At 59.9% G+C, this 25,256-nt stretch carries 25 protein-coding genes; 13 read left to right on the forward strand and 12 right to left on the reverse strand.

Going from position 1 to position 25,256, the window contains the following annotated elements:
* The first annotated feature begins 1 nt into the window (after position 1).
* Both AC2TE5_RS05535 and AC2TE5_RS05540 read left to right on the forward strand, forming a co-directional pair.
* Positions 2-1,066 (forward strand): efflux RND transporter periplasmic adaptor subunit, encoded by a 1,065-nt coding sequence (locus tag AC2TE5_RS05535; RefSeq protein WP_484612798.1) that lies wholly within the window; start codon positions 2-4, stop codon positions 1,064-1,066.
* A 9-nt stretch (positions 1,067-1,075) separates the two neighbouring features.
* Positions 1,076-4,231: an efflux RND transporter permease subunit gene (locus AC2TE5_RS05540; protein ID WP_484612799.1), complete on the forward strand. Its 3,156-nt coding sequence runs from the start codon at positions 1,076-1,078 to the stop codon at positions 4,229-4,231.
* Here AC2TE5_RS05540 and AC2TE5_RS05545 read toward each other — a convergent pair.
* A complete protein-coding gene (locus tag AC2TE5_RS05545) occupies positions 4,161-5,282 on the reverse strand; it encodes a YbdK family carboxylate-amine ligase (RefSeq protein WP_023334807.1) in 1,122 nt (373 codons plus the stop codon). The genes AC2TE5_RS05540 and AC2TE5_RS05545 overlap by 71 nt on opposite strands.
* Before the next feature lie 106 nt (positions 5,283-5,388).
* On the opposite strand from AC2TE5_RS05545, the gene AC2TE5_RS05550 reads away from it, so the two are divergent.
* Positions 5,389-6,279 carry an oxidoreductase gene (locus AC2TE5_RS05550; RefSeq protein ID WP_484612800.1) on the forward strand — a complete coding sequence of 297 codons (891 nt, stop codon included), beginning with the start codon at positions 5,389-5,391 and terminating at the stop codon, positions 6,277-6,279.
* Here the strand turns inward: AC2TE5_RS05550 and AC2TE5_RS05555 are convergent.
* On the reverse strand, positions 6,276-7,070 hold the full coding sequence (locus tag AC2TE5_RS05555) for an AraC family transcriptional regulator (RefSeq protein WP_484612801.1): 795 nt from the start codon (positions 7,068-7,070) through the stop codon (positions 6,276-6,278). The two genes, AC2TE5_RS05550 and AC2TE5_RS05555, sit on opposite strands and share 4 nt — an antisense overlap.
* Before the next feature lie 76 nt (positions 7,071-7,146).
* Here AC2TE5_RS05555 and AC2TE5_RS05560 point away from each other — a divergent pair, with 76 nt between their 5' ends.
* The 3 genes from AC2TE5_RS05560 to AC2TE5_RS05570 are packed head-to-tail and all read left to right on the forward strand — an operon-like array spanning position 7,147 to position 10,197.
* Positions 7,147-9,129 (forward strand): FUSC family protein, encoded by a 1,983-nt coding sequence (locus AC2TE5_RS05560; protein ID WP_484612802.1) that lies wholly within the window; start codon positions 7,147-7,149, stop codon positions 9,127-9,129.
* On the forward strand, positions 9,122-9,337 hold the full coding sequence (locus tag AC2TE5_RS05565; RefSeq protein ID WP_063440677.1) for a DUF1656 domain-containing protein: 216 nt from the start codon (positions 9,122-9,124) through the stop codon (positions 9,335-9,337). Before AC2TE5_RS05560 ends, AC2TE5_RS05565 begins: the two co-directional genes overlap by 8 nt.
* Positions 9,334-10,197, forward strand: a complete 864-nt coding sequence (locus AC2TE5_RS05570) for an efflux RND transporter periplasmic adaptor subunit (RefSeq protein WP_484612803.1) — start codon at positions 9,334-9,336, stop codon at positions 10,195-10,197. The genes AC2TE5_RS05565 and AC2TE5_RS05570 overlap by 4 nt, the downstream gene beginning before the upstream one ends.
* A gap of 329 nt (positions 10,198-10,526) precedes the next feature.
* On the opposite strand, the gene AC2TE5_RS05575 is transcribed toward AC2TE5_RS05570, so the two are convergent.
* From AC2TE5_RS05575 to AC2TE5_RS05585, 3 genes are all read right to left on the reverse strand, one after another.
* Entirely contained in the window at positions 10,527-11,456 is a 930-nt protein-coding gene (locus AC2TE5_RS05575) for a hypothetical protein (protein WP_484612804.1), read from the reverse strand.
* A gap of 546 nt (positions 11,457-12,002) precedes the next feature.
* Positions 12,003-12,458: a hypothetical protein gene (locus tag AC2TE5_RS05580; RefSeq protein WP_213328762.1), complete on the reverse strand. Its 456-nt coding sequence runs from the start codon at positions 12,456-12,458 to the stop codon at positions 12,003-12,005.
* A gap of 272 nt (positions 12,459-12,730) precedes the next feature.
* Positions 12,731-13,615, reverse strand: a complete 885-nt coding sequence (locus AC2TE5_RS05585) for a LysR family transcriptional regulator (RefSeq protein WP_484612805.1) — start codon at positions 13,613-13,615, stop codon at positions 12,731-12,733.
* A gap of 120 nt (positions 13,616-13,735) precedes the next feature.
* On the opposite strand from AC2TE5_RS05585, the gene gstA reads away from it, so the two are divergent.
* The gene (gene gstA / locus AC2TE5_RS05590; RefSeq protein WP_484612806.1) at positions 13,736-14,341 is read left to right on the forward strand and encodes a glutathione transferase GstA; all 606 of its coding nucleotides are present in this window, start codon (positions 13,736-13,738) and stop codon (positions 14,339-14,341) included.
* 81 nt (positions 14,342-14,422) lie between these two features.
* Here the strand turns inward: gstA and AC2TE5_RS05595 are convergent, their stop codons facing one another.
* Positions 14,423-14,698 carry a hypothetical protein gene (locus AC2TE5_RS05595; protein ID WP_213328759.1) on the reverse strand — a complete coding sequence of 92 codons (276 nt, stop codon included), beginning with the start codon at positions 14,696-14,698 and terminating at the stop codon, positions 14,423-14,425.
* Between the two features lie 38 nt (positions 14,699-14,736).
* Positions 14,737-15,327: a hypothetical protein gene (locus AC2TE5_RS05600; protein WP_213328758.1), complete on the reverse strand. Its 591-nt coding sequence runs from the start codon at positions 15,325-15,327 to the stop codon at positions 14,737-14,739.
* Positions 15,328-15,532: 205 nt separating this feature from the next.
* Between AC2TE5_RS05600 and AC2TE5_RS05605 the strand changes: the two genes are divergently transcribed.
* Both AC2TE5_RS05605 and AC2TE5_RS05610 read left to right on the forward strand, forming a co-directional pair.
* Positions 15,533-16,351 carry an AraC family transcriptional regulator gene (locus tag AC2TE5_RS05605; RefSeq protein ID WP_484612807.1) on the forward strand — a complete coding sequence of 273 codons (819 nt, stop codon included), beginning with the start codon at positions 15,533-15,535 and terminating at the stop codon, positions 16,349-16,351.
* 75 nt (positions 16,352-16,426) lie between these two features.
* A complete protein-coding gene (locus tag AC2TE5_RS05610; protein ID WP_047648474.1) occupies positions 16,427-16,789 on the forward strand; it encodes a cupin domain-containing protein in 363 nt (120 codons plus the stop codon).
* A gap of 65 nt (positions 16,790-16,854) precedes the next feature.
* Here AC2TE5_RS05610 and AC2TE5_RS05615 read toward each other — a convergent pair whose 3' ends face one another.
* Positions 16,855-17,739: a LysR family transcriptional regulator gene (locus AC2TE5_RS05615; protein ID WP_484612808.1), complete on the reverse strand. Its 885-nt coding sequence runs from the start codon at positions 17,737-17,739 to the stop codon at positions 16,855-16,857.
* Positions 17,740-17,844: 105 nt separating this feature from the next.
* Between AC2TE5_RS05615 and budA the strand changes: the two genes are divergently transcribed.
* The 4 genes from budA to AC2TE5_RS05635 all read left to right on the forward strand — a co-directional run bounded on the left by budA (position 17,845) and on the right by AC2TE5_RS05635 (position 21,713).
* Positions 17,845-18,624 carry an acetolactate decarboxylase gene (budA, locus tag AC2TE5_RS05620; RefSeq protein ID WP_063145233.1) on the forward strand — a complete coding sequence of 260 codons (780 nt, stop codon included), beginning with the start codon at positions 17,845-17,847 and terminating at the stop codon, positions 18,622-18,624.
* The gene (gene alsS, locus AC2TE5_RS05625) at positions 18,596-20,317 is read left to right on the forward strand and encodes an acetolactate synthase AlsS (protein WP_484612809.1); all 1,722 of its coding nucleotides are present in this window, start codon (positions 18,596-18,598) and stop codon (positions 20,315-20,317) included. Before budA ends, alsS begins: the two co-directional genes overlap by 29 nt.
* Before the next feature lie 20 nt (positions 20,318-20,337).
* Entirely contained in the window at positions 20,338-21,108 is a 771-nt protein-coding gene (locus AC2TE5_RS05630; RefSeq protein WP_213787594.1) for a (S)-acetoin forming diacetyl reductase, read from the forward strand.
* 131 nt (positions 21,109-21,239) lie between these two features.
* The gene (locus tag AC2TE5_RS05635; RefSeq protein ID WP_023310683.1) at positions 21,240-21,713 is read left to right on the forward strand and encodes a cold-shock protein; all 474 of its coding nucleotides are present in this window, start codon (positions 21,240-21,242) and stop codon (positions 21,711-21,713) included.
* A gap of 108 nt (positions 21,714-21,821) precedes the next feature.
* Here the strand turns inward: AC2TE5_RS05635 and AC2TE5_RS05640 are convergent, their stop codons facing one another.
* Genes AC2TE5_RS05640 through AC2TE5_RS05655 form a run of 4 tightly spaced genes read right to left on the reverse strand, consistent with a single transcriptional unit; the run spans position 21,822 to position 25,188 of the window.
* Positions 21,822-22,526 carry an ABC transporter ATP-binding protein gene (locus AC2TE5_RS05640; RefSeq protein ID WP_213328752.1) on the reverse strand — a complete coding sequence of 235 codons (705 nt, stop codon included), beginning with the start codon at positions 22,524-22,526 and terminating at the stop codon, positions 21,822-21,824.
* Positions 22,513-23,349, reverse strand: a complete 837-nt coding sequence (locus AC2TE5_RS05645) for an ABC transporter ATP-binding protein (protein ID WP_484612810.1) — start codon at positions 23,347-23,349, stop codon at positions 22,513-22,515. Before AC2TE5_RS05645 ends, AC2TE5_RS05640 begins: the two co-directional genes overlap by 14 nt.
* Entirely contained in the window at positions 23,342-24,175 is an 834-nt protein-coding gene (locus AC2TE5_RS05650; protein ID WP_108090641.1) for an ABC transporter permease, read from the reverse strand. The genes AC2TE5_RS05645 and AC2TE5_RS05650 overlap by 8 nt, the downstream gene beginning before the upstream one ends.
* Positions 24,175-25,188, reverse strand: coding sequence for an ABC transporter permease (locus AC2TE5_RS05655; RefSeq protein ID WP_484612811.1), 1,014 nt, complete (start codon positions 25,186-25,188; stop codon positions 24,175-24,177). The genes AC2TE5_RS05650 and AC2TE5_RS05655 overlap by 1 nt, the downstream gene beginning before the upstream one ends.
* Positions 25,189-25,256 lie beyond the last annotated feature (68 nt).

Consider the following 25,256-nt stretch of genomic DNA (forward strand, 5'->3'; position numbering starts at 1 on the left):
CATGAAACTCCCACTCCTGTTCGCGCTCCTCGCCAGCACCCTGCAACCCGTATTCGCCGCCGCCATTCCCGTTCGCGTCGCCGCCGTGGAGCAGACCGCCCACGCCGCCGAGCGTCAGATCCCGGGCCGCATCGAAGCCATCCACACCGTTGAGCTGCGCGCGCGTACGGAAGGCGTGATCACCAAAATTCACTTCCGCGACGGGCAGTACGTGAAAAAAGGCGACGTGCTATTCGAGCTGGACGACGCCGAGCCGCGTGCCGCCCTGCGCCTGGCGCAGGCTGAGGTGAGAAGCGCCGAAGCCACGCTGCGTCAGGCGCAGCAGCAGCTTTCCCGCTTTGAAAGCCTGGGCAGCAGCAACGCTATCAGCCGTCACGACGTGGATAACGCCCGCATGCAGCGGGATGTCGCCAGCGCCGCGCTGGAGCAGGCCAAAGCCCGTCTCGACACCCGCAGCGTCACCCTGAACTACACCCGCATCGCCTCGCCGATTGACGGTCGCGTGGGGCACAGCCAGTTCCACGTCGGCAGCCTGGTCAACCCTGCCAGCGGCGTGCTGGTGGAGGTCGTGCAGCTCGACCCCATCCGCATCGCCTTTGCGCTGGAAGAGGGGGCGTTTGCGACCAAAGCCGGACAGCATGCGGATATCAGCGCCATGAAGCAGGCCTGGCAGGCGTTAATTGACAGCAACGGCCAGCGCGTCAGCGGTGAGCTGACGTCCGTGGACAATCGCATCGACCCGCGCACCGCCAGCGTGATGCTGCGCGCCGAGTTTGCCAACCCGCGCCATCAGCTCCTGCCCGGCGGCAACGTGAACGTGATCCTGCGCCCGGCCAGCGAGCAGCCGGTCCTGACCCTGCCCGCCGCCGCGGTACAGCAGAACGGCGACGGGTTCTTTGCCTGGGTGGTTAACGCCGACGGCAAAGCCGAAATGCGCCCGCTGAAAATTGCCGGGCAGATTGGCCAGCAGTTCCAGATTGCCTCCGGCGTGAAGCCCGGTGAGCGAGCGATTACTGACGGCGCGCAGCGCGTGCAGCCCGGCACCGCCGTCCAGATACTGAATTAAGGAGCCATCATGCTGACGTTTTTCATTAAACGCCCGCGCTTCGCGATGGTGATTGCGCTGGTCATTACCCTGCTGGGGGCCATCGCGCTGAGGATTATCCCGGTGGAGCAGTACCCGCAGATCACGCCGCCGGTGGTCAACGTGTCGGCCAGCTGGCCGGGCGCCAGCTCGGCTGACGTGGCGGAGGCCATCGCCACGCCGCTGGAGACCCAGTTGAACGGCGTGGATCACATGCTCTATATGGAGTCCACCAGCTCTGACGAAGGCACGTACAGCCTGAACATTACCTTTGCGGCGGGCACCGATCCGGACCTCGCCGCCATCGACGTGCAAAACCGCGTGGCGCAGGCCGTGGCGCAGCTCCCGACCGAGGCGCAGCAAAACGGCGTGCAGGTGCGCAAGCGCGCCACCAACCTGATGATGGGGGTAAGTCTTTACTCACCGAATAACACCCATACGCCGCTGTTCGTCAGCAACTACGCCAGCACCCAGGTGCGCGAGGCGCTGTCCCGCCTGCCGGGCGTCGGGCAGGTGCAGATGTTTGGCGCGCGCGACTACAGCATGCGCATCTGGCTGCGTCCGGACCGCATGAACGCCCTGAACGTCACCACCGACGACGTGGCGCAGGCGCTGCGCGAGCAGAATGTGCAGGGGGCGGCAGGCCAGGTCGGCACGCCGCCGGTGTTTAACGGCCAGCAGCAGACCCTGACCATCAACGGGCTGGGGCGCTTAAATCAGGCCGACGATTTTGCCGACATCATTATCCGCGCGGGCGAGATGGGCCAGCTGGTGCGCCTGAAGGACGTCGCCACCATCGAGCTCGGCTCGCGCAGCTACAGCTCCGGCGCGCAGCTGAACGGGCACGACTCCGCCTACCTCGGCATCTACCCGACGCCGTCCGCCAACGCCCTGCGCGTTGCCGACGCGGTGCGCGCGGAGCTGGAGCGCCTCTCTACGCGCTTCCCGGACGACCTGGTCTACGAGGTGAAGTTCGACACCACCTCCTTTGTTGCCGCCACCATTAAGGAGATCGGCGTCTCGCTGGCGCTCACCATGCTGGCGGTTGTGGTGGTCGTTTCCCTGTTCCTGCAAAGCTGGCGCGCGACGCTGATTGTGGCGCTCGCCATCCCGGTGTCGCTGGTGAGCACCTTCGCGGTGCTCTACGCGCTCGGCTACTCCGCCAACACCCTTAGCCTGTTTGCCATCATTCTGGCGCTGACCATGGTGGTGGATGACGCCATCGTGGTGGTGGAGAGCGTCGAAACCCTGATGGCGGAAGGGCAGAGCCGCACGGCGGCGACCGCGCTGGCGCTGCGCCAGATTGCCGGGCCGGTCATCGCGACGACGCTGGTGCTGCTGGCGGTATTTGTGCCGGTGGCGCTCCTGCCGGGGATTGTCGGCGAGCTGTACCGCCAGTTCGCGGTGACGCTCTCCACCGCCGTCACGCTCTCAAGCCTCGTGGCGCTGACCCTGACGCCCGCCCTGTGCGCGATGCTGCTGCGTCCGCGCCCGGAGAAGCCTGCGGCAGTCTATTGCGCCTTTAACCGCGGGCTGGACGCCACGCGCGGTTTCTACACCCGCATCGTGAACGTATTAAACCTGCGCCCGTGGCTGGCGCTGCTGGCCACCGCAGGTGCGGCGGCGGTGGTCGTGTTTAGCTTTATGTCGATGCCAAAGGGCTTCCTGCCGCAGGAAGATCAGGGCTACTTCTTCGCCAGCGTCCAGCTGCCGGAAGCGGCCTCGCTGGAGCGCACCGAAGCGGTGATGACCACGGCGCGCAAACTGATCGCTAAAAATCCGGCGGTTGAGGACGTCATTCAGGTGTCCGGGTTTAACATCCTCAACGGCACCAGCGCCTCCAACGGCGGGTTTATCTCCATCATGCTCAAAGACTGGAGCGAGCGCCCGCCGCTGGACGAGGTGATGGGCACCCTGCAGCGCCAGCTGCTTGCCCTGCCCGAGGCGACCATCATGACCTTCGCGCCGCCGACGCTGCCGGGCCTGGGCAACGCCTCCGGCTTCGACCTGCGCATTCAGGCGCAGGCGGGGCAGAGCCCGGCGGAGCTGGAGCGCGTCACGCGTGAGGTGCTGGCGAAAGCTAACCAGCATCCGCAGCTGAGCCGCGTGTTCACCACCTGGAGCAGCAACGTGCCGCAGCTGACGCTGACCGTTGACCGCGAGCGCGCCGCGCGCCTCGACGTGCCGGTGTCGCGCATCTTCAGCAGCCTGCAAACCGCCTTTGGCGGCACGCGCGCCGGGGATTTCAGCGTCAACAACCGCGTCTACCACGTGGTGATGCAAAACGAGATGCAGTGGCGCGAGCGCGCCGAGCAGATCAGCGAGCTGTTCGTGCGCAGCAACAGCGGCGAGCGGGTGCGCCTGAGCAATCTGGTCACCATTACGCCGAGCGTCGGCGCGCCGTTCCTGCAGCAGTACAACCAGTTCCCGTCCGTGTCGGTGAGCGGCTCGGCGGCGGAAGGAGTGAGCAGCAGCACCGCGATGGCGTCGATGGGCGAGATTCTGGCGGAAAACCTGCCAGCCGGGTACGACTATGCCTGGAGCGGCATGTCGTATCAGGAGCAGCAGACCGGCAATCAGGCGATATGGATCGTGCTGGCGGCGGTGGTGATGGCGTGGCTGTTCCTCGTCGCCCAGTACGAGAGCTGGACGCTCCCGGCGAGCGTGATGCTCTCGGTGCTGTTCGCCATCGGCGGGGCGCTGGTCTGGCTGTGGCTGGCGGGCTACGCCAACGACGTGTACGTGCAGATAGGTCTGGTACTGCTGATCGCGCTAGCGGCTAAAAACGCGATTCTTATCGTGGAGTTCGCCCGCGCGCGGCGCATGGACGGGATGGCGATTGTTGATGCCGCGCGGGAAGGGGCCTCGCGCCGCTTCCGCGCGGTGATGATGACCGCCGTGTCGTTCATTATCGGCGTCCTGCCCATGATGCTGGCGACCGGGGCAGGTGCCCAAAGCCGCCGCATCATCGGCACCACGGTGTTCAGCGGCATGCTGGTGGCGACCGTGGTGGGGATCCTGTTTATCCCGGCGCTGTTCGTGCTGTTCCAGCGGCTGCGCGAGTGGGGCCACGGCCTTACGGACTCGTCGCCCACAGCTCGCAGTGCTTCTGCACCAGAGAAATCAGCGAGCCGCCGTCGGCGATAAACTCCCGCATGCGCTGCGCCTCGCTCTTGCCCTGCTTTAACAGCAGGGCAATTTCATTAATTGCGCTCGTCGCGCCGAGCTTCTCGGCCGACGGCGCAACCTGCTCCAGCAGCCACGAAATGTCTTCCGCCACGGTTTTGTGCTCGCCGGTGTGCACGTCCGTCAGGATCCCCTCCAGCCCGTAGCGACAGGCCTGAAAACGGTTAAAGCGGTACAGCAGAAAATCTTTTTCCTGATGCTTATAGGGCCGCGCGGTCAGCAGCCAGTGGGACGTCGCCTGAATAAGCCCGGCGATGTTAATGGCGTGGCCGAGCGTCAGCGGGGTATCCATCACCCGCACCTCGACGGTGCCGAAGTGCGGGCTGGGGCGGATGTCCCAGTGCAGATCCTTAATGCTGTCGATCATGCTGGTCGAACTCAGGCGGCGGAACAGCCCCTCGAACTCCTGCCAGCTGTTGACCCACGGCATCTGGCCGTTATCCGGGAACCCCGAAAAAATGTTGAGTCGCGACGAGGAGAACTTCGTGTCCGTGCCCTGCATATACGGCGAGGCGGCCGCCAGGGCGATAAAGTGCGGTACGAAGCGCGACAGGCCGTGCAGCAGGTAAATCGCGTCGTCCCCGGTCCGGCAGCCGACGTGTACGTGCTGGCCGAACACCGTCGCCTGCAAAATCAGATAGCCAAAGCGCTCCAGCGTGACGTTATAGCGCTCGTCGTCGCACACCTCCTGACGCTGCCACTTCTGGAACGGGTGCGTCCCGCCGCCGCAGATCTGGATATGCTGCTCCGCCGCCGCGCGCAGGATGCTCTGCTGCATCACCGAGAACTGTGCCGCCGCCTGGTCGATGTTCTGGCACACGCCGGTGGCGATTTCGAGCATGCTTTCGGTGATGTCGTGTTTGACCTCGCCGCCTTTGATGTCGTCTTTGACGGCGGCGATGAGCGCGGAGGAGTCCTGGCTCAGATCGTAGCCCGGCGGGTTAACCACCTGCAGTTCGAGCTCGATGCCGAGGGTGAAAGGTTCAGAGGATTTGAAATCAGGTAAAGGCATGGCGCACTCCGTTGTCTGTTGTGTGTTGAGTATAGACAACGGGTGTGGCGCGCTCGTCTCAGGGTGGTATAACTGATAGCAGGCTTAGCAAAAGGGGGAGTGATTCATGTCTGACTATCCAACCATTGCGCTGATAGGACCTGGCGCAATTGGGACCACCATCGCCGCGGTGCTGCATGACGCGGGCCGTACGCCGCTATTGTGCGGACGCACCGCGCACCCGGAATTGCGCCTGCGCCACGACGAGGGTGAAACCGTGGTGCCCGGTCCGGTTTTAACCGATCCGGCCGTCATCACGCGCCCCGTCGATCTCGTTTTCGTGGCGGTAAAAACGACGCAAAATGCCGACAGCGCCGGATGGCTGCGGGCCCTGTGCGATGAAAACACCGTGGTCTGCGCGCTGCAAAACGGCGTGGAGCAAAAAGCCCAGCTGGAGCCGTGGGTCAACGGCGCGACGGTGCTGCCGTCGGTGGTCTGGTTCCCGGCCCAGCGCGAGCCGGATGCGTCCGTGTGGCTACGGGCGAAGCCGCGCCTGACGCTGCCGGACATGCCGCAGGCGCAGCGGGTGGTGGGGGCGCTTCGCGGTACGGGCTGTCAAGTTGAGCTCGCAACAGATTTCCCTACCGTCGCCTGGCGCAAGCTGCTGCAAAACGCGGTCGCCGGGCTGATGGTGCTGGCCAACCGCCGCGCCGGGATGTTCAGGCGCGAGGATATCAGCGAGCTTGCGCTGGCCTACCTGCGCGAGGGGCTTGCCGTCGCCCGCGCTGAAGGAGCGAAGCTGGACGATGCGGTGGCGCAGGAGATCCTGGCGAACTTCCAGCGTGCGCCAGTGGATTTGGGCACGTCGATCCTTGCCGACCGTCAGGCCGATCGTCCGATGGAGTGGGATATCCGCAACGGCGTGATCCAGCGCTACGGCCGAAAACACGGTATTGCGGTGCCCATCAGCGACGTGGTGGTGCCGCTGCTGGCGGCGGGGAGCGAGGGGCCGGGCTAACGGCCGCTGTTTTTCCGTTCGGCAAAGTAGTGGGCGGGCGTGCTGCCCATCGCTTTTCGGAACATGGTGATAAACGCATTCACGGATTCGTACCCGAGCGTTGTCGCCACGTTCTGGACGGGTACGCCGCTTGCCAGCTCCCGCAGGGCAATAATCAAATGCAGCTGCTGGCGCCATCGCCCGAAGCTCAGCCCGGTCTCGCGCTGCATCAGGCGGGCAAACGAACGCTCGCTGAGGGCGAGCCGTTTCGCCCAGTCCTTCAGGGTGCTTCTGTCCTCAGGGCGGGTAACCAGCGCGTCGGCCATGGCGCGAATTTTCGGATCGGTCGAGACCGGCAGGCTCAGCTTCTGCTGCGGCATGCTGGCGAGCTCGTCCAGCGTGACACGGGTCAGCCTCGCGACGTGGCCGTCGGCGGGATAATCCACGCCCTCGCGCGTCAGACGATCGACCAGCTCCTTAATCAGCGGCGAGATCGCCAGCGTGCAACACTTCTCCGGCAGCGCCGCCGCGCCGGGCTCAATGAACAGATAGTTGAGATGCGCGTTCCAGGTCGCTTTGGCGCTGTGCGGGATCCCGCCGGGGATCCAGACGGCGCAGTCCGGCGGCACGATCCAGATGTCATTCTCCGCGTAACAGCTGACCGCACCGTATCGGGCAATAATCAGCTGCCCCTTGCGGTGGGTATGTACCGGCACTTCCGCGGCGTAATCCACGAAGTCCAGATGACGCGCCACCGCCGGGCTGGCGGTAGAGTCAGGGTCATACAGCGTAGTAGCAGATTGAGGCTTCACGATTTTGGCAACATTTAGGTATTTTTTGACAGAATAGAGTATTTAAGCGGGTCTGCAAGCCGGTAATAATCCCGGCATGAAAAATATCTTCTCTCATCCCGTGCGTCTCCCCGCCGCGCTGCGAAACGATGCGGGCGCGCTGATCTACTCCGCGAAGAGTTTTGCCGCGGCGATGCTGGCTTATTACCTCGCGCTGTCGATCGGCCTCGAACGTCCCTCGTGGGCCATTATTACGGTTTACATCGTGTCGCAGACGTCGGTCGGGGCATCGCTGAGCAGAAGCCTCTACCGGCTGGCCGGTACCGCGGTAGGTGCCAGCGCGACCGTTTTGATTGTGCCCACCTTCGCGAATACGCCAGTCCTGTGCAGCGCGGTGCTGACGGGCTGGATCGCATTCTGCCTGTGGCTCTCCCTGCTGGAACGCACGCCCCGAGCCTATGCCTTCGTGCTGGCGGGCTTCACCGCGAGCCTGATTGGCTTTCCGGCAGTGTCCGATCCCGGCGGCATCTTTAACGTCGCCATTGTCCGCGTGCAGGAGATTTCGATTGGGATTTTCTGCGCGGCGCTGATTCACCGTTACGTGCTGCCCGCGCGCGTATCAGGGCTGTTCAACGCGAAATTATCCCAGACGCTACAGGCCGCGCGCGGGCGGGTGGCGGATACTTTAGCCGGTAAACCCGACGCGGCTTCCGGCCCGCTGCATCTGGCCCTGGCGCTGCAGTTCTTGCAGGGCATGAGCCACCATATTCCGTACGATTTTGCCCTCTCAGCCCCGGTGCGGCAGGCCAGAAAAGCGATCCACGATCGGCTGGCGCGGCTGGTTATCGTCAACTGTGAACTGCACGATCGCCTGCCAGCGATCGGAACCCTGCCCGCCGATGCGCAGACATTGCTGGAGGACGTTCAGGCCTGGCTTGCCGCTGAAGGCGCGGGGGCCAGCAGCACGGCAGAGGCGCTGCGGCTCCGCTGTGCGCTTCTCATCGATCGGTATGCCGCGCAGGCGCAGACGTTTGACGACGCGCTGCAGGTCAGTTTTATTCGCTATCTCTCGGAGGCTATCGCGCTTCTGCAGCAGTGCGAACGTCTTTCCGGGGCTATCCTCCACGCCAAACCCGTCTTTGGGGAGATGCAAACCCGCGCGGCGAAAGGCTACGTTTTCCACCGCGATCCTCTTACCGCAGCCCGCACGGCGCTGGGGGCTTACGCCATCATCCTGAGCGGCTGTCTGGTCTGGATCTTCTCAGCGTGGCCGGATGGCGGCACGGCGGTGTCTATCCTGGGGGTCTGCTGCACGCTGTTTGGCAGCTTCGACACCCCGGCACCGCACATCGTGAAATACATCATTGGCTCGTTCTGGGGCGTGGTCATTAGCCTGTTCTACAGCTTTGCGCTGCTGCCGCTGGTGAGCGATTTCCCGGTGCTGGTGGCGGTGCTTGCCCCGGCGTATCTGCTGGGCGGGTCGCTTCAGGCGCGTCCGCCGACCACGTTTATGGCGATGGGCATCACCCTGACGCTGCCCATTCTGTGCGAGCTGGGGGCACGCTACAGCGGAGATTTCGCCGTTGCGGCCAACACCGCCATCGCGCTCTTTGCCGCCACCGGCTATGCCGTCGTCAGCATGAGCCTGCTGCAAACCGTGCAGGCGGATGGCGCCATTACGCGTCTTCTGAACCTCTGCCAGCGCGACATTCGCCGCAGCCTGAAGGGCACGCTGCGGGTTGATGAAACGCACTGGATCAACCTGATGATGGACCGAACCGCCCTGGTGCTGCCGCGCCTGCAGCGCAGCGAGCGTGCGCCAGAGCAGGCGCTCGATCGGCTGTTACACGCGCTGCGTCTGGGGCTTTCGGTCATGCATTTACGCCGAAGTGACGCACCGCCCGGCAGTGAGGTTGACGCGCTTTTTCATCGGATAAACGCCGCAGACCGCCACGCCTTACGCGAACGCATCGTCACCCTTATCGAACGCCATCTGCCTGCGGCAGATGAACATACGCGCCAGTTGGTCTTCAGGCTGGTGGATCTGCACTGTGCATTACGGGGGCCTGACCATGGTTAACGATCTCAATATCGGCGGCGTTTTTATTCCGGGGCTGCTGACGGTCGCCCTCGCGGCGCTGGTCTGCACGCTGAGCCTCGTCGCGCTTTTCTCTCTCAGCAGGCTCTACCGGCGCTTGCCGTTTCGCCCGCTGATGGATGTTTCAACCTGGATTGTCACCTTTTTCCTGCTGATGCAGGGCCTGATCGCGTTGGGGTTATTGTCATGAAATCACTGCTCTCTTTACTGGCTCGCTATGCGCTGACGCTGAGCGTCGTCGCGGCGGCCACGCTTCTGGCGTTTATGATGTGGAAACACTACGCACAAACGCCGTGGACCCGCGACGGCCGAGTGCGGGCGGACGTGGTGCAGATAGCGCCGGACGTCTCCGGGCCGGTTATCAGCGTGGCCGTGCGGGACAATCAGTGGGTGAACCGGGGCGATGTGCTCTACACTATCGATCCGCGCTGGCTTAAGCTGGCGGTGGTCAGCGCGCAGGCGGACGTCGAGTCGAAACGCCATGAGATGCTGATGCGCCAGGACGCGGCCCACCGCCGCACGCTGATTAAAAACGCCATTTCGAGCGAGGATTTGCAGCAAACCGGCAGCGCGGCGAACGTCGCGGCGGCCAATTTTCACGGCGCGCTGGCCGCGCTGGATCTGGCAGAGCTTAATCTGGCGCACGCCACCGTCCGTGCGCCGGTCTCGGGATACGTTACGCACCTGCGGCTGCGGCCCGGAGACTACGCGACGGCGGGGGAGACAAAGGTCGCCATCGTCGATGCCCACAGCTTCTGGGTGGTGGGGTACTTTGAGGAGACCAAGCTGCGCCATATTCGCGTCGGGGATGCCGCGCAGGTGGTGCTGATGGGATACGAGCCGGTCATCGCGGGGCACGTGGAGAGCATCGGGCATGGGATCGGGGACAGCAACGATGAGACGGGCGGGCTGGGCCTGCCCGACGTCGAGCCCACCTTTAGCTGGGTGCGGCTGGCACAGCGCGTGCCGGTGCGCATTCATATCGACAGGTTGCCGGAGGGGGTTGAGCTGGTGGCGGGGCTGTCGGCGAGCGTGGCGGTGGGGCGATAGATGCGAGTATGAAGATCTGTTTTGTGCCAGAAGCGGACGTTTCCATCATCTATATGCACTAATCCGTGGAGAACAGAGCTAACTACATAGCCATGCAGGCATCATGAGCGGGGCAGGGTTTGGGCCGGGAAAACGCCCCATTCGCCGCAAAAGCGTGTTAGGGGCCTTTCTGGGCGGGCAAGGGTTATTATATTTAATTACGCTCTTCGCTCATAACGGTCCGAGAGATCTTGGTTTCGTCCTCTCCGTGTCAGGGGCAGTTTAGGATGCTATGAACTTGCTAGGAATCTATCAACGTATGCTTCAGCCATTATACAATTAGACCGACTTTAACTAACTGATTGCTCATCGGGTACGCGGAAATCAAGCAGAACATAAAGGGCATTACGTTCTTCAATATTTAATCCCATCCCTTTAGTGAAAAGCAAAGGGAACATTTTTTCATCATTTATATTATGGATAGCGTAAATAGGTACGCCATCCACTTCACGTGAAACGGTTGCAGCGTAATATGTATGCATACTCTCCAGAGCTTTATCCTCAGTTCTGAATTCAACTCGGGAACCTGGAAAATTCGTCTGAACAACATGTTTCGTTTTGGCTAGACGATAGAATGACTGAATATCACCTAGTGCATTACTAGGGTTGAATTCACCTTTCTTATTTACCTTTAAGATTCTTCGTGCATCACTGCATCCGTAAATTGATGCAACACAAATTGCAATGACAGGATGGCCTCGGCTTATTCCTAACGTTTCGGCGTAATCGGTTACCTTCTTGGCCAGAACAAGTAACTCCTCTCTTGCAGGGTCTGTCTTTATGCCTAGTGAATTATAAAAGTTAAGCAACTCAAGATAATCGATAAGTTTCAGCTCAGCTCTTTCTTCTATGCTGTAATTCTCATCCATGATTATATTAATGAGAGATTTAAGAGTTGCTGGTTTTTCTAACATGTTATTGCTGCCAATAAGGCCAACAATCATTCGGTAGTCATCCATAAATCTATCAACCATTTGCCGTGGAGTTAATTGATGTCTAACATCAGTTGCTTTTTCGATTATGGCAAGAATAAACGAAAATTTGTATCTACCTGACTTTGCTAGTGAGACAAGTTGACGCAGTCTTTCTTTTTTATTCTCATCGTCATTCCTCGGGATTTTCTCACGTTCTTTTATCAAACCGATAGTACAGATGTCCATAACAAGAATGGGCCGAAGTAAAAAAGATGCTGCGATGTGTGCCGAGTATAATTTATTCATAAAAATTTTCACTTATATATATCAATTTATATTTTACAAAGCTATGTACTATAGAACATATTGGGCTGATTGATGATCAAAAGACATATTGAATTCAATTATTTTGTGAACTGTTCTAGCCAATAGTCACTGCTAGCTGTTCTTGTAACGAGTTTTTCTAACCACCAAGTTTATTAAAGAAAAATAATTAGTTGATAGCAAACGGTATACATTAAGTCTGTGAGATTGGCAACTCCCTAAAATTAGGATAGTCTAAGATTTTTCGCGTCACCAACTTGGGGTGACTGACTTTGTTGAATACATCGAGTTTAAGCATGTCAGGCGTCATGTGATGGCTTAAGATATCCTGTAACTGATTGATTTCCGCCAAGCTATAGATCGCTTTTTGGGTGGACATCTGAACAAAAGTGAGTTGTTCAGCAACGCCGCTGTATGAATAACTTCCGCTCTTCGCTCTTAACAGACATTCAATAAACAACCTTGTATTTTGCATGAGGCCGAAACCCTGCACCTACCCAGCAATATTCCGGCCTCCCATCACCCGCCTCAGTGCGCCGTGATATACGGCTCCTTCACAAACTCCGCCAACAGCCAGACCATATCATGCAGCAGCCCGGTGAGTTCTTTCGCCACGCTCACAGGCAACGTCCCGCCCATCACCGCCAGCGTTAACGCCACGGCATAGTCCACTTGCAGCGTCGTCTCCTGCCAGCAGTCCGGCACGCAGGAGGTAATCTTTTCCCCTGCGATCAATTGTTCAACCAGATACGAAGGCAGTTCAGCATCGCAGCACTCCCGCAGTCGCTTAAGCGCAGCCAGCAATCGCTTACAAAGCGTGGTAAACGTCACTGCGTCGTCAGTTTCCACCAGCACGCTGACATACGCAGTACAGGCATCGGCCAGTTCGAAGAGATCCGCAGAATCGGAAATTGAATTGTTGATGAGTTGATGAACAGCGCTTTCTTCAGAGAGCGCGTAAGAAAATCCAGGAGTAGTCGCCATTTAGCATCCTCTTTGTCTAAAAAAACGTCATGTTATGCTAACGGGTTCCTACGCCCGGTTACGGATGTGCCGCAACGCAGGCACTTTACGACCGCAAAGAAGGGATGAAAAGGGATCCCCCTGAATTACATAAGGTTGCTTGCAGGTTTGCGAGGCGGCTTCCAGAAGGGCATTGCCGGGTGGCGGCTACGCCTTACCCGGCCTACAAAACCGAACCGTAGGCCCGCGCAAGCGCAGCGCCGCCGGGCACAGTTTGCACCATGGTTACTCCTTCACGCAGACCTTTTCATTTTGAGCAATCCTTCTAATAACGCCTGCGTCGCGCGGGAAGATTTGCCCGCCTGCGAACAAACCACCCCAAATTCCCGGCACAGCGAAGGTGCCACAGGCACGACGCACAGGCCGCGTAATTCTTCCGGCAGGGCGGATTCAGGTATCAGCGCGACGCCCATGCCTTCGCGCACCAGCAGGCAGGCGCTGATCCAGTCGCGGACGGTCACCCGCACGTCAGACAGCTGCAAGCCAGCCTGTTCCATCAGGCTTTTTCCATTGACGGCACAACCGCCCGTTGCGAGCACGAAGGGCTGGTCTGCCAGTTCCTCAAGGGTGATGCCGCGCGAATTCACATAACGAGCCTGCCGGTGGCTGGCTGGCAACACCGCGACCCACGCATCCTGCCCTAAGATCGCTTCAGCACGCCCGGGAACAGGGTTCATGACCACGCCCAGATCAACCGTATCTACCGCCAGCCACTCTTCGACCTCCTGGTCCGTCCCTTCGAGTACGACCACCTCGATTTCAGGATGCAGGCGCTTAAAGTCGCGCAGCAGCCCAGGCAAAAATGTGGATGTCACCGAAGGAAAACTGGCAAGACGAATGCGCCCGCCACTTAACCCCCGGCTCTCATCCGCCAGTGCACGGATGGCATCCAGCCGCGCGAGCATACTTCTTGCTTCTTTGACAACCCGCTCACCCAGCGACGTTACGCCGATGTGGCGCCGCTCTCGCGTGAATACCGCAAATCCTAATGAGGCCTCTAACTGAGCGATCGCCTGGCTGGCGCCGGACTGCGTCATGCCAACCTCTTCAGCGGCACGCGAAATATTACTGGCATCGGCCACGGCAACCAGCAGGCGCCAGTGTAAAAGATTCATCATGGGTATCAGTAGCTCAGCTAATAGCTAATTTATGAATCATTAATTTTACAGGGTGATTGGTTTTAAGCACAGTGAATGCAAACCGAATCTTCATCACACAGCCGCTTTAACGGAGAGATTATGAAACTCTATTACGCCCCGGACACCTGCTCGCTCTCACCCCATATCGTGCTTCGCGAACTGGCGATTGAGTTTGAACTGGTAAAAGTGGACAACAGGAGCAAGCTTACCGCTGACGGGCGCGACTTCCTGACCATTAACCCTAAAGGTTATGTCGCTGCGCTTGAACTGGATGACGGGAAAATCCTGACCGAGGGGCCAGCCATTTTGCAGTACCTGGCAGACCTCAAGCCAGAAAGTGGGCTGGCACCGCGTGCAGACAGCTGGGAGCGAGTGCGGCTTCAGGAATGGCTAAACTTTATCACCAGCGAAATACACGCAGGGTCAGCACCTCTTTTCAACCGCGTCCTGCCCGAAGAGGTCAAATCCATTTTTCGTGAGAAGCTGTTCAGGCGGTTCGATTTTCTTCAGGAGACGCTTTCCGTAAACGCATATCTGACAGGCTCTGCGTTTAGCGTGGCGGATGCCTATCTTTTCACCGTGCTGGGATGGTGCAAGTTCTTCTCCATTGAGCTGAGCCCCTGGCCTGCGTTGCTGGCGTACAGGGAAAAAATCAGTGCCCGTCCAGCGGTGCAGGCCGCATTAGGTGCGGAGGCGAAAGTCTAGCTCTGCGTATTCCGGCGCATGTATTAATGCCTGAAGCAGGAGGCGAGTGAGGATGTAGAACCAGGATGCGTTAGCATACTGTCACTCTGCATCTGATTGCCTGGCACTTTTCACTGCATCCTGCTTCCCCGGATTGCATTGCTGTTTTGTTCCGGGAAGATAAAATTTTCCCGACGAGTCCGGATCTGTTCCGCCCGGACAACCTGCGCGGCCCGGCGCTGAGACGGTGCCATCCGAACCGTTTCCTCCATCCGAACCATTTCCTCCATCCCCTCCATCCCCGCCATTACCGCCACCAGCTGCATTTACAGCAAATGCGCCGAGTATGAGCAAAAATGTAATAACTCGTATAGTCATCAAAACCTCCATTGTTCAGGGCATTTCACAGGAGCACCTCACTTCTGATTTTCAACACTCGACCTGACAGCCTCCAGCGTCCTTTTACGGATCCAGCCGCTCCCTGCGCGTATTGCCAGCCAGTAAGCCGTCATTTTTAACTGAGTGCTTCTGTCCGGACAAAAGACGAACGTTTCTGTACAAAGTTCATGTTGACCTGGCGCCAGTTCCGTTACCTGGTAGCGTAGCAACAGTTTTGCGCTGCCCGGCGCGGCTGGCGACTGAAAAGCAATGGCATCTGGTGCGTTTTCCAGACCGAAATCAGTCCGCCAGAATTGTCCTCTTAAGCCATAGCAGAGCTCAGATGCAGAGTTTTTCAAAAGCGTAAAACTGTGCAGGCCAAAGTTGTTGATTGAGCCAGCCTGCTGATTGCGCAGAAATTTTTGCGGTAATTGCCGCAAAGACATCAGCCGACGAATCACGGCATCTTGCCGGACGTCAAAGTTGGCAATCAGCGGCAGAATATTTTCTGGATGGGTAGTGTGAATGACCGCTTGATGTTTCTCATGGAACTGAAACTCGGGTAAAAAAGCAGGAACATCCCGCCACTGAGCAAGCGCTTTGCGGGTAACGAATCCGGGGTTCAGCATTTCACGTCCTTGTCATCCTTTGCACTCTGTCAGAGTAACAGATGGCATGCGGCAAACAATTACCAGGAAAACGTAGTTCCGGAGCGTATATCAATAAAACAGCAAAGTCCTGGATCCGACCCCGCGTTGCCTGCAACGACTTTCCAAACTGCACCCGATGCGTTTATGGTGTTGTTTCACCCTCACAGGGCATCAGGTGTCATATATGTCGAAGGCAAAAGCCAACAAAGACTGGGTCAGACTGGCGCAACAACCCGGTAAAATAGAGCGCATAGAGGCGTATTTCAGCGGGCATGGCTATGAGCCGCATCGTCACGACACTTATGCCATAGGCCGGACCTTATCCGGGGTGCAGAGTTTTCACTATCGGGGAAGTAAACAACATAGCCTGCCGGGCGGGACAATGATCCTGCACCCTGACGAAATACATGACGGAGAGGCGGGAACGAACGACGGATTCCAGTATCGGATGCTGTATATCGATCCGGCGTTAATTCAAAAAATCCTGGGCGGAAAGCCTTTGCCGTTTATTCCCGGCGGAATTTCATCCGATCCCCGGCTTTTTGCAGCGACCGAACCGCTGTTAAAAGCGCCACAAGAATCTTTTGATACGCTGGAAGAAGACGATGCGCTCTACGATCTCGCCCACACGCTGGCCGTCGTGGGAGGACAACGTTTTTGCCGGAATCGGGTGGATTATCTATCCGCAGAACGCGCGCGCGAATATATACACGCTGAATTCATTCACAATATTACGCTGGATACCTTATCCGCCGTCAGTGGCAGAGATCGCTGGAGCCTGAGTCGGGATTTTCGTGCGCTTTATGGCACGAGTCCTTATCGCTATGTGACCATGCGTCGACTTGAATACTGTCGACGCCTGATTCAGGCAGGCCTGTCGCTTGCTGAGGCTGCCGCTGCAGCGGGGTTTTCAGATCAAAGTCACATGACTCGTCAGTTCATCAAAACGTTGGGTATGTCGCCGGGGCGTTGGCAAAAATTCATCAAAGGTCATCCTGCCTGATTTGCACGATCGTTCAAGACCGGCACGCCGGCCTTATTCTATCCTGGACGCTTCTCAACCATAGGAAGTGTCGCAATGTATAGTCCTGTTAATTTAGACAATAAATTCTCTCTCTTCGACGCGCACTGGCAGCCGAAAGTCATCGCCCAGATGAACGACTATCAGTTTAAAATCGTCAAAATATCGGGTGATTTTATATGGCACGCGCACCCTGAAACCGATGAGGCATTCATCGTGGTCGAGGGCGTGCTACGTATTGATTTTCGTGACGGGCATGTGCTCGTCAATCCAGGGGAAATGTACGTTGTGCCGAAAGGCGTTGAACATAAAACGTCTGCTGAATCAACGGTAAAAATGATGATGATAGAACCTTGTGGGGTCCTGAATACCGGACACGAAGGCGGGGAGCGTACCGCAGAGAACGACGTCTGGATTTGACGACGGAGGCTATGTTGCCGGGTGGCGGCTGCGCCTTACCCGGCCTGCAAAACCCCTATAGGCCGCTATGACCCCTCGCTCATCATCGTCAAAAACCGCTTCACCGTCCGCGAGCGTTCAAAGCGCCGCCAGCACAGCGCGATATCGGTATAGAGCTCCGGTGAGCTCAGCGCGTGATAGGTCACGTTCGGCGGTGAAATAGCCGCCATGGATTTCGGCACCAGCGCGAACCCGCCGCCCGCGGAGACCATGCTCAGGGAGGAGGAGAGCTGCGACGACTGCAGCGCGTGCTGCACGTCAATCCCGGCGCGCTCGCAGCAGCCGTGAACGCGTTCGTACAGTCCCGGCGCGACCTCCTGCGGGAACAGCACCACCGGCGTATCCCGAAGCTGCTCTAACGCCAGCGAATCGCACGCCGCCAGCGGATGGTCGCGATGCAGCGCCACCACCATCGGCTCCCGGTCGAGAATTTTTAGCTCGAACGCCTTGCTGCTCTCGCACGGCAGGCGCACGAAGGCAATATCCAGTTCACCCTCCGCCAGCATCGTCGTCAGCGACGACATATTGGCTTCCACCTGGTGAACCTGCACCGCCATGTTCTGCACCTGAAACTGGCGAATCAGCGCGAAAATTTTGGGATGAAAAGCGTCGGAGCTGGTGATGCCAATCGACAGGTTGCCGTTCAGCCCGCGCGCGATGCCCCGGGCTTTCTCCAGCGCGGCATCGCTCAGCGCCAGGATCTTGCAGGCGTCCTCGTAGAAGGCTTCTCCCGCCTCGGTCAGCTCCACGCCCCGCGTCAGGCGTCTGAACAGCGGCGTGCCCACTTCCTCTTCGAGCCGTTTGATCTGCTGACTCAGTGGAGGCTGTGAAATACCCAGCGCTTCGGCCGCCCTGGTGAAGTGTCGCTCGCGTGCAACCGCGACAAAATACCGCAGATAACGAAGTTCCATATCTAAAACGTCTCAAACCAGCATGGTTTCTATATTGGAACTCTCTGCTGAATCGGGTCAACATTTATTTAACCTTTCTAAATAAAGTTGAAGAGGACGAGCACGATGATGCATTCATCTGCCTGCGACTGTGAGGCCAGCCTGTGCGAGACCCTGCGGGGGTTCTCCGCCCGGCATCCTGACAGCGTGATCTATCAGACATCGCTAATGAGCGCCCTGCTAAGCGGCGTGTACGAGGGGGAGACCACCATCGCCGATCTGCTGGCACACGGTGATTTTGGTTTGGGCACCTTCAACGAGCTGGACGGTGAAATGATTGCCTTCAGCAGCCAGGTGTACCAGCTGCGCGCCGACGGCAGCGCCCGGGCCGCGAAGCCGGAGCAGAAAACGCCGTTCGCGGTGATGACCTGGTTCCAGCCGCAGTATCGTATCACTTTCGATGCGCCGGTCAGCCGCCAGCAGATCCACGACGCGATCGACCAGCAGATCCCCTCCGATAACCTGTTCTGCGCGCTGCGCATTGACGGCAACTTCCGCCACGCCCACACCCGCACCGTACCGCGCCAGAAGCCGCCGTACCGCGCGATGACCGACGTGCTGGACGACCAGCCGGTGTTCCGCTTTAACCAGCGCGAAGGGGTGCTGGTCGGGTTCCGCACGCCGCAGCACATGCAGGGCATTAACGTAGCCGGCTATCACGAGCATTTCATCACCGACGACCGTCAGGGCGGGGGTCATCTGCTCGACTACCAGCTGGAGAGCGGCGTGCTCACCTTCGGTGAAATTCACAAGCTGATGATTGACCTGCCCGCCGACAGCGCGTTTTTACAGGCCAACCTTCACCCCAGCAATCTTGATGCAGCGATCCGTTCCGTCGAAAACTAACAGGAGAACTACCGTGAACAGTGAGAAACAGTCACGTCAGTGGGCGCACGGCGCCGATATGGTTGTCGGCCAGCTGGAAGCGCAGGGCGTGAAGCAGGTGTTCGGGATCCCGGGTGCGAAAATCGACAAGGTCTTTGACTCCCTGCTGGACTCCTCCATCGAGATCATTCCGGTACGCCATGAGGCCAACGCGGCGTTTATGGCGGCGGCGGTAGGGCGGCTAACCGGCAAGGCCGGGGTGGCGCTGGTCACCTCCGGGCCGGGCTGTTCCAACCTGATCACCGGCATTGCCACCGCCAACAGCGAAGGCGACCCTGTGGTCGCGCTGGGCGGGGCGGTGAAGCGGGCGGATAAAGCGAAGCTGGTGCACCAGAGCATGGACACCGTCGCCATGTTCAGCCCTGTCACCAAATACGCCGTGGAGGTCAGCTCACCGGACGCGATTGCCGAGGTGGTTTCCAACGCGTTTCGCGCCGCCGAGCACGGCAGGCCGGGGGGCGCGTTCGTCAGCCTGCCGCAGGATATTGTCGACCAGCCCGCGACGGGCGCGATTTTACCCGCCAGCGGCCCGGCGCTGATGGGCCCGGCACCGGAGTCGGCGATTAACGACGTGGCGAAGCTTATCGAAAACGCCAAAAACCCGGTCATCTTGCTCGGCCTGATGGCCAGCCAGCCCGCGAACAGCGCCGCGCTGCGCAAGCTGCTGGAGAAAAGCCGTATTCCGGTGACCAGCACCTATCAGGCCGCCGGGGCGGTAAACCAGGAGCACTTCACCCGCTTCGCCGGACGCGTCGGCCTGTTCAATAACCAGGCGGGCGACCGGCTGCTGCATCTGGCGGACCTGATCATCTGCATCGGCTACAGCCCGGTGGAGTACGAGCCGTCCATGTGGAACAGCGGCGACGCGACGCTGGTGCACATTGACGTGCTGCCTGCCTATGAAGAACGTAACTACGTGCCGGATCTGGAGCTGGTGGGGGATATCGCCGAGACGCTGAACCTGCTCGCTAACCGCATCGACCATAAGCTGGAGCTGAGCCAGCGTGCGTCAGAAATTCTGGTCGATCGCCAGCATCAGCGGGATTTGCTCGACCGCCGTGGCGCCTCGCTTAACCAGTTTGCCCTGCACCCGCTGCGCATCGTGCGCGCCATGCAGGACATTGTGAACAGCGACGTGACGCTCACCGTCGACATGGGCAGCTTCCACATCTGGATCGCCCGCTACCTCTACAGCTTCCGGGCGCGTCAGGTGATGATCTCCAACGGTCAGCAGACCATGGGCGTTGCCCTGCCGTGGGCGATTGGCGCGTGGCTGGTGAACCCGGGCCGCAAGGTGGTGTCGGTCTCCGGTGACGGCGGCTTCCTGCAGTCCAGCATGGAGCTGGAAACCGCGGTGCGCCTCAACGCCAACGTGCTGCACATCATCTGGGTGGATAACGCCTACAACATGGTGGCGATTCAGGAAGAGAAAAAATACCAGCGGCTTTCCGGCGTCGAGTTCGGCCCGGTCGATTTCAAAGCGTATGCCGACGCCTTCGGTGCGAAAGGCTTTGCCGTTGAGAGCGCCGAGGCGCTGGAACCCACGCTGCGTGCGGCGATGGATGTGGATGGCCCTGCCGTGGTGGCCATTCCCGTCGACTACAGCGATAACCCGCTGCTGATGGGCCAGCTCCATCTCAGCCAGATTTTGTGACTCACGATAAGGACAGAGAAATGCAAAAAGTTGCTCTCGTAACAGGCTCAGGCCAGGGGATTGGTAAAGCGATCGCGCTTCGCCTGGTGAAAGACGGCTTTGCCGTCGCCATCGCCGACTATAACGTTGAGACGGCAAGAGCCGTCGCCGATGAAATCATCCGTAACGGCGGCAACGCCGTTGCCGTGAAGGTCGATGTCTCTGACCGCGAACAGGTATTTGCGGCGGTGGAGAAAGCGCGCACCGCGCTGGGCGGCTTTAACGTTATCGTGAATAACGCCGGGATTGCGCCGTCTACCCCCATCGAATCCATCACGCCGGACATTGTCGACAAGGTCTACAACATCAACGTGAAAGGGGTGATCTGGGGGATCCAGGCCGCGATTGACGCCTTCCGCAAAGAGGGGCACGGCGGCAAGATCATCAACGCCTGCTCCCAGGCGGGCCACACCGGCAACCCTGAACTGGCGGTCTACAGTTCCAGTAAATTCGCGGTGCGCGGCTTAACCCAGACCGCCGCGCGGGATCTCGCGCCGCTGGGGATCACCGTTAACGCCTACTGCCCGGGCATTGTCAAAACGCCGATGTGGGCGGAAATCGACCGTCAGGTCTCCGAGGCGGCGGGTAAACCGCTCGGCTACGGGACGGAAACCTTTGCCAAACGCATTACGCTTGGCCGTTTGTCCGAGCCGGAAGATGTCGCCGCCTGCGTCTCATACCTGGCAAGCCCGGATTCCGACTACATGACCGGCCAGTCGCTCTTAATTGATGGTGGAATGGTGTTTAATTAAATTCTAATAAGCTCTGACATGAGTTTTCCCCTGCACCCGTGCAGGGGCTTTTTTTTGTCTCCTCCGTCATTGTGCATTACACTGCGCGCTGCAAAACTTTAGTCATTACGATCTGACAGGCGGTAACAGCGATGAACGGTACAATCACAACGTGGTTTAAAGATAAAGGCTTTGGATTTATCAAAGATGAAAACGGCGACAACCGCTATTTTCATGTGATTAAGGTCGCGAACCCCGATCTGATTAAGAAAGATGCCGCGGTGACCTTTGAGCCAACCACCAACAACAAAGGCCTTTCCGCCTATGCGGTGAAGGTGATCCCCGAAAGCAAACATCTCTTTATTGCGGGCGAGCGCGTGAAGCTCTCCTCCATCAAATCCTTCGTGGTGTTTAACGAAGAAGAGCCGGCTGATACCAAAATCGACAAAGAGAACGCGGTGCTGTCGGTGGGGCTGCTGATGAACAGCATCAAGCCGAAATCCGAGAAAAAGCCGGGCGAAATGCGCACGGTGAAGAAGCTGGCGATCACCACCTTCCAGAATACGACGCTGATCTTCACCGAAGATGAGATCGACATTGATGCCACGGTGAAGCTGCTGAAGTGATTTTTTGCCGGGTGGCGGTTACGCCTTACCCGGCCTACAAAAAAACCTCAACGCGGCACGAAACGTAGGCCCGGTAAGCGCAGCGCCACCGGGCACCGCCGCGCGCACTTACCCCATCCTGTGCTCGCCTCTTAACATCGCCTCGCGGTCAAACACCCTCTGGATCTCCCCGTGCGCCATAAACGCCGCCCGGTCGGACATATGCGCAATCACGTCCGCATCATGGCTCACCAGCAGGTAGGTCATGCCGTGCTCGGCTTTCAGGCGGTTGAGCAGGTTCAGGATCTCCGCCTGTACGGACATATCCAGCGCCGAGGTCGGCTCGTCCAGCAGCAGAAGCTGCGGGCGCAGCAGCAGCGCGCGGGCAATCGCCACGCGCTGGCGCTGGCCGCCGGAAAGCTGATGCGGATAACGCTTGCCCGCGTCGGCGGAAAGCCCCACCTGCTGCAGCGCATCCGCCACTTTGTCCGCAATCTGCGTTTCGCCGTGGATGTGTAACGGCTCCGACAGGGTGCGCGCAACGGTGTGGTTCGGGTGCAGCGACGCCCACGGATCCTGAAACACCATCTGCACGTTGCGGCGAAGCTCGCCTTCAAAACGCCGCCCAGGCCGTAGCGCGTCTCCCAGGATCGAAATGCGGCCGTTCCACTCGCGCTGCAGCCCCGCCAGCACGCGCAGAATAGTCGATTTCCCGCAGCCGGATTCGCCGATCAGGCTGAAGGTTTCACCTTTCTCGATGGCAAAGCTGGCGGCGGACACCGCCGTTTTCTCCCCGAAGCTCACCTGGAGATCCTTAACGTCAACGAGCGTCATTATCGGTCTCCTTCCACGGCTGCGAACGGTCCAGCGTCGGCAGCATCTGGCCGAAGGTGTTGGCGTTTGGACGGCAGGTCCACAGGGTGCGCGTATACGGATGCGTCGCCTGCGGCAGCCGGCTCGCCGCCATCTCATCGACCTTCTCGCCCTGATACATCACCAGCACGCGGTCGCAGTGTTCCGCCACCAGCGGCAGATCGTGGCTGATTAATAGCATCGCCATCCGGCGTTCTTCGCTCTGCTGCACCAGCAGCTCGAGGATCTGGTTGCGCAGCCGGGCATCCAGCGCGGAGGTGGGTTCGTCGGCAATCAGCACCTGCGGGTTGTTGATGAGCGCAATCGCAATCATCACCCGCTGGCCCATGCCCCCGGAGAGCTCGCCGGGGTAGCGCGTGAGGACATGTTCGTTAAGTCCGACGGCGCGGATGATGCCGTGAATGCGCGCCAGGCGCTCGGCGCGGGGCAGGCGCTGATGCAGGGTCAGCGCTTCATCAAGCTGAGCGGCGACGTTTTTCGCCGGGTTCAGCGCGTAGCGCGGGTCCTGCAGGACCATCGCAATCCCGTTACCGCGCAGCGCCTGCCAGCGGCGGGTGCTCAGGGTCTGCAGGTCGTTGCCGAGCACGTTTAGCCGGTTCGCGCTCACGATGCCGGGCTTGCGCACCAGCCCCATCAGGGCGCGGGCGGACATCGATTTGCCCGAGCCGGATTCCCCCACCAGCGCCAGCCGCTCGTTGCCCAGCGTGAAGCTCAGGCTGTTGACCACGCGCGCGGCGGGGTAGTCGATATTCAGCGCATCGACGATGACGCGTTGTTCAGTCATGCTGTGGCTCCAGTACGTCGCGCAGGCCATCGCCCAGCAGGTTAAAGGCGAGGCTGGCAAACAGAATCGCGCCGCCCGGAATGGCGGCAATCCACCACTGGTCGAAAATGACCTGCATGCCGTCGGCGATCATCGCGCCCCATTCGGCCATTGGAGGACGCGCGCCAAGGCCGAGGAAGCCCAGCCCGGCAGCCGCCAGAATAATCCCCGCCAGATCCAGCGCCAGCCGCACAATCGCGGACGGCAGACACAGGGGCAGAATATGCCCGACCAGCAGGCGCAGCCCGCGAATGCCCATCATCTCGGCGGCGGCGAGGTAGTCGCTGTGGCGCAGACGCTGAATTTCACTCCGCGCCTGACGCGCGTAGGCAGGCCAGGTGGTTAGGGCCAGCGCCAGCGCGCCGTTGACCAGCCCCGGGCCAAGCATCGCCACAAACGCGAAGGCGAGGATCAGGCGCGGCATCGACATCACCACGTCGGTAAAGCGCATCAGGATGCGCTCCATCCAGCCGCCGTAGTAGCCGGACAAAATCCCCACCAGCAGCCCGGCGGGCAGGGTGATAACGGTGACTAACGCCACCAGCCCGAGCGCCGGACGGGTGCCGTAAATCAGACGCGAGAGCAGGTCGCGCCCGTAGCTGTCGGTGCCCAGCCAGTGCTGGATATTGGGTGCCTGCAGGCGCGCGGCGGCGTCCTGCCAGTTCGGGTCAAGCGGCGCGAGCCACGGCGCGAACAGGGCGATAGCCACCAGCAACGCGATGGCAGCCAGCCCGCAAAACGCGGCGGGGGAGCGGCGCAGGCGGCGTAAGAAAAGATAAAACGGCATCAGCGCACCCTGGGATCGGTCGCCCGCACGAGCAGGTCGGTAAGGTTATTGATCAGCACAAAGCTCACGCCAATCAGCAGCGTGCCGCCCATGATGGCGGTGGTGTCTCCGGCGAACAGGGCGGTGGTGAGGTAGCGCCCGATGCCCGGCCAGGAGAAGACGGTTTCGGTCAGTACCGCGCCTTCCAGCATGCTGGTGTAGGCGAGGGCGATCACCGTCAGCAGGGTGCCGCGAATGTTCGGCAGCACGTGGCGCAGCAGAATGGCCATCTCCCCGGCTCCCTTGGCGCGGGCAAGCAGGATGTATTCTTTGTTCATCTCGCTCAGGCAGGCGGAGCGCGTCAGGCGGGTGATGCTCGCCAGCGAGTAATAGGCCAGCAGCAGCACCGGCAGCACCAGGTGGCTGAGGGCGTTGCGGAACGCCTCGCGGTCGCCGGAAAGCCAGGTATCCACCAGCGCAAAGCCGGTGCGCGGATCGACGGTGAACTGCCAGATATCGTCCAGCCTGCCGGGACCCGCGCTCCACTGCAGCTTCGCGTAGAACAGGGCCAGCATCAGCAGGCCGAGCCAGAAAATGGGCACCGAGTTGCCGAGCAGGGTGAGGGTTCTGATGGCGAGATCGAGCGGCGAACCGGCGTAGCGGGCGCACAGCACCCCGGCAATCACGCCGAGCGCGGCGCCGATGATTAACGCCAGCGTCGCCAGCTCAAGCGTGGCGGGGAACGCGTGGAGCAGGTCCTGCAGCACCGGCTGACCGGTGGCGCTGGCCGTGCCTAAATCACCGTGTGCAAGATTTTGCAGGTAGTGCCAGAACTGCACGGGCAGGGGGCGATCCAGCCCAAGCTGGTGGCGAACCTGATCGTAGGTTGACTGGCTCGCGTGATCGCCGACGATCTGCAGCACGCGATCGACCGGTGAAAACGCCGAGAGCGCAAACGTGACGAGCAGCAGCCCGAAGAGCGTGAGCAGCAGGGTCAGCAGGCCCTGGAGCACGCGGGTGGAAAGATGTGGCATGCGACAATCATTATCCTGAAAATATGCACGGACGACCCCCTCTCCCTGTGGGAGAGGGCGGGGGTGAG

The sequence above is a fragment of the Enterobacter sp. N5-15 genome, assembly GCF_057221635.1.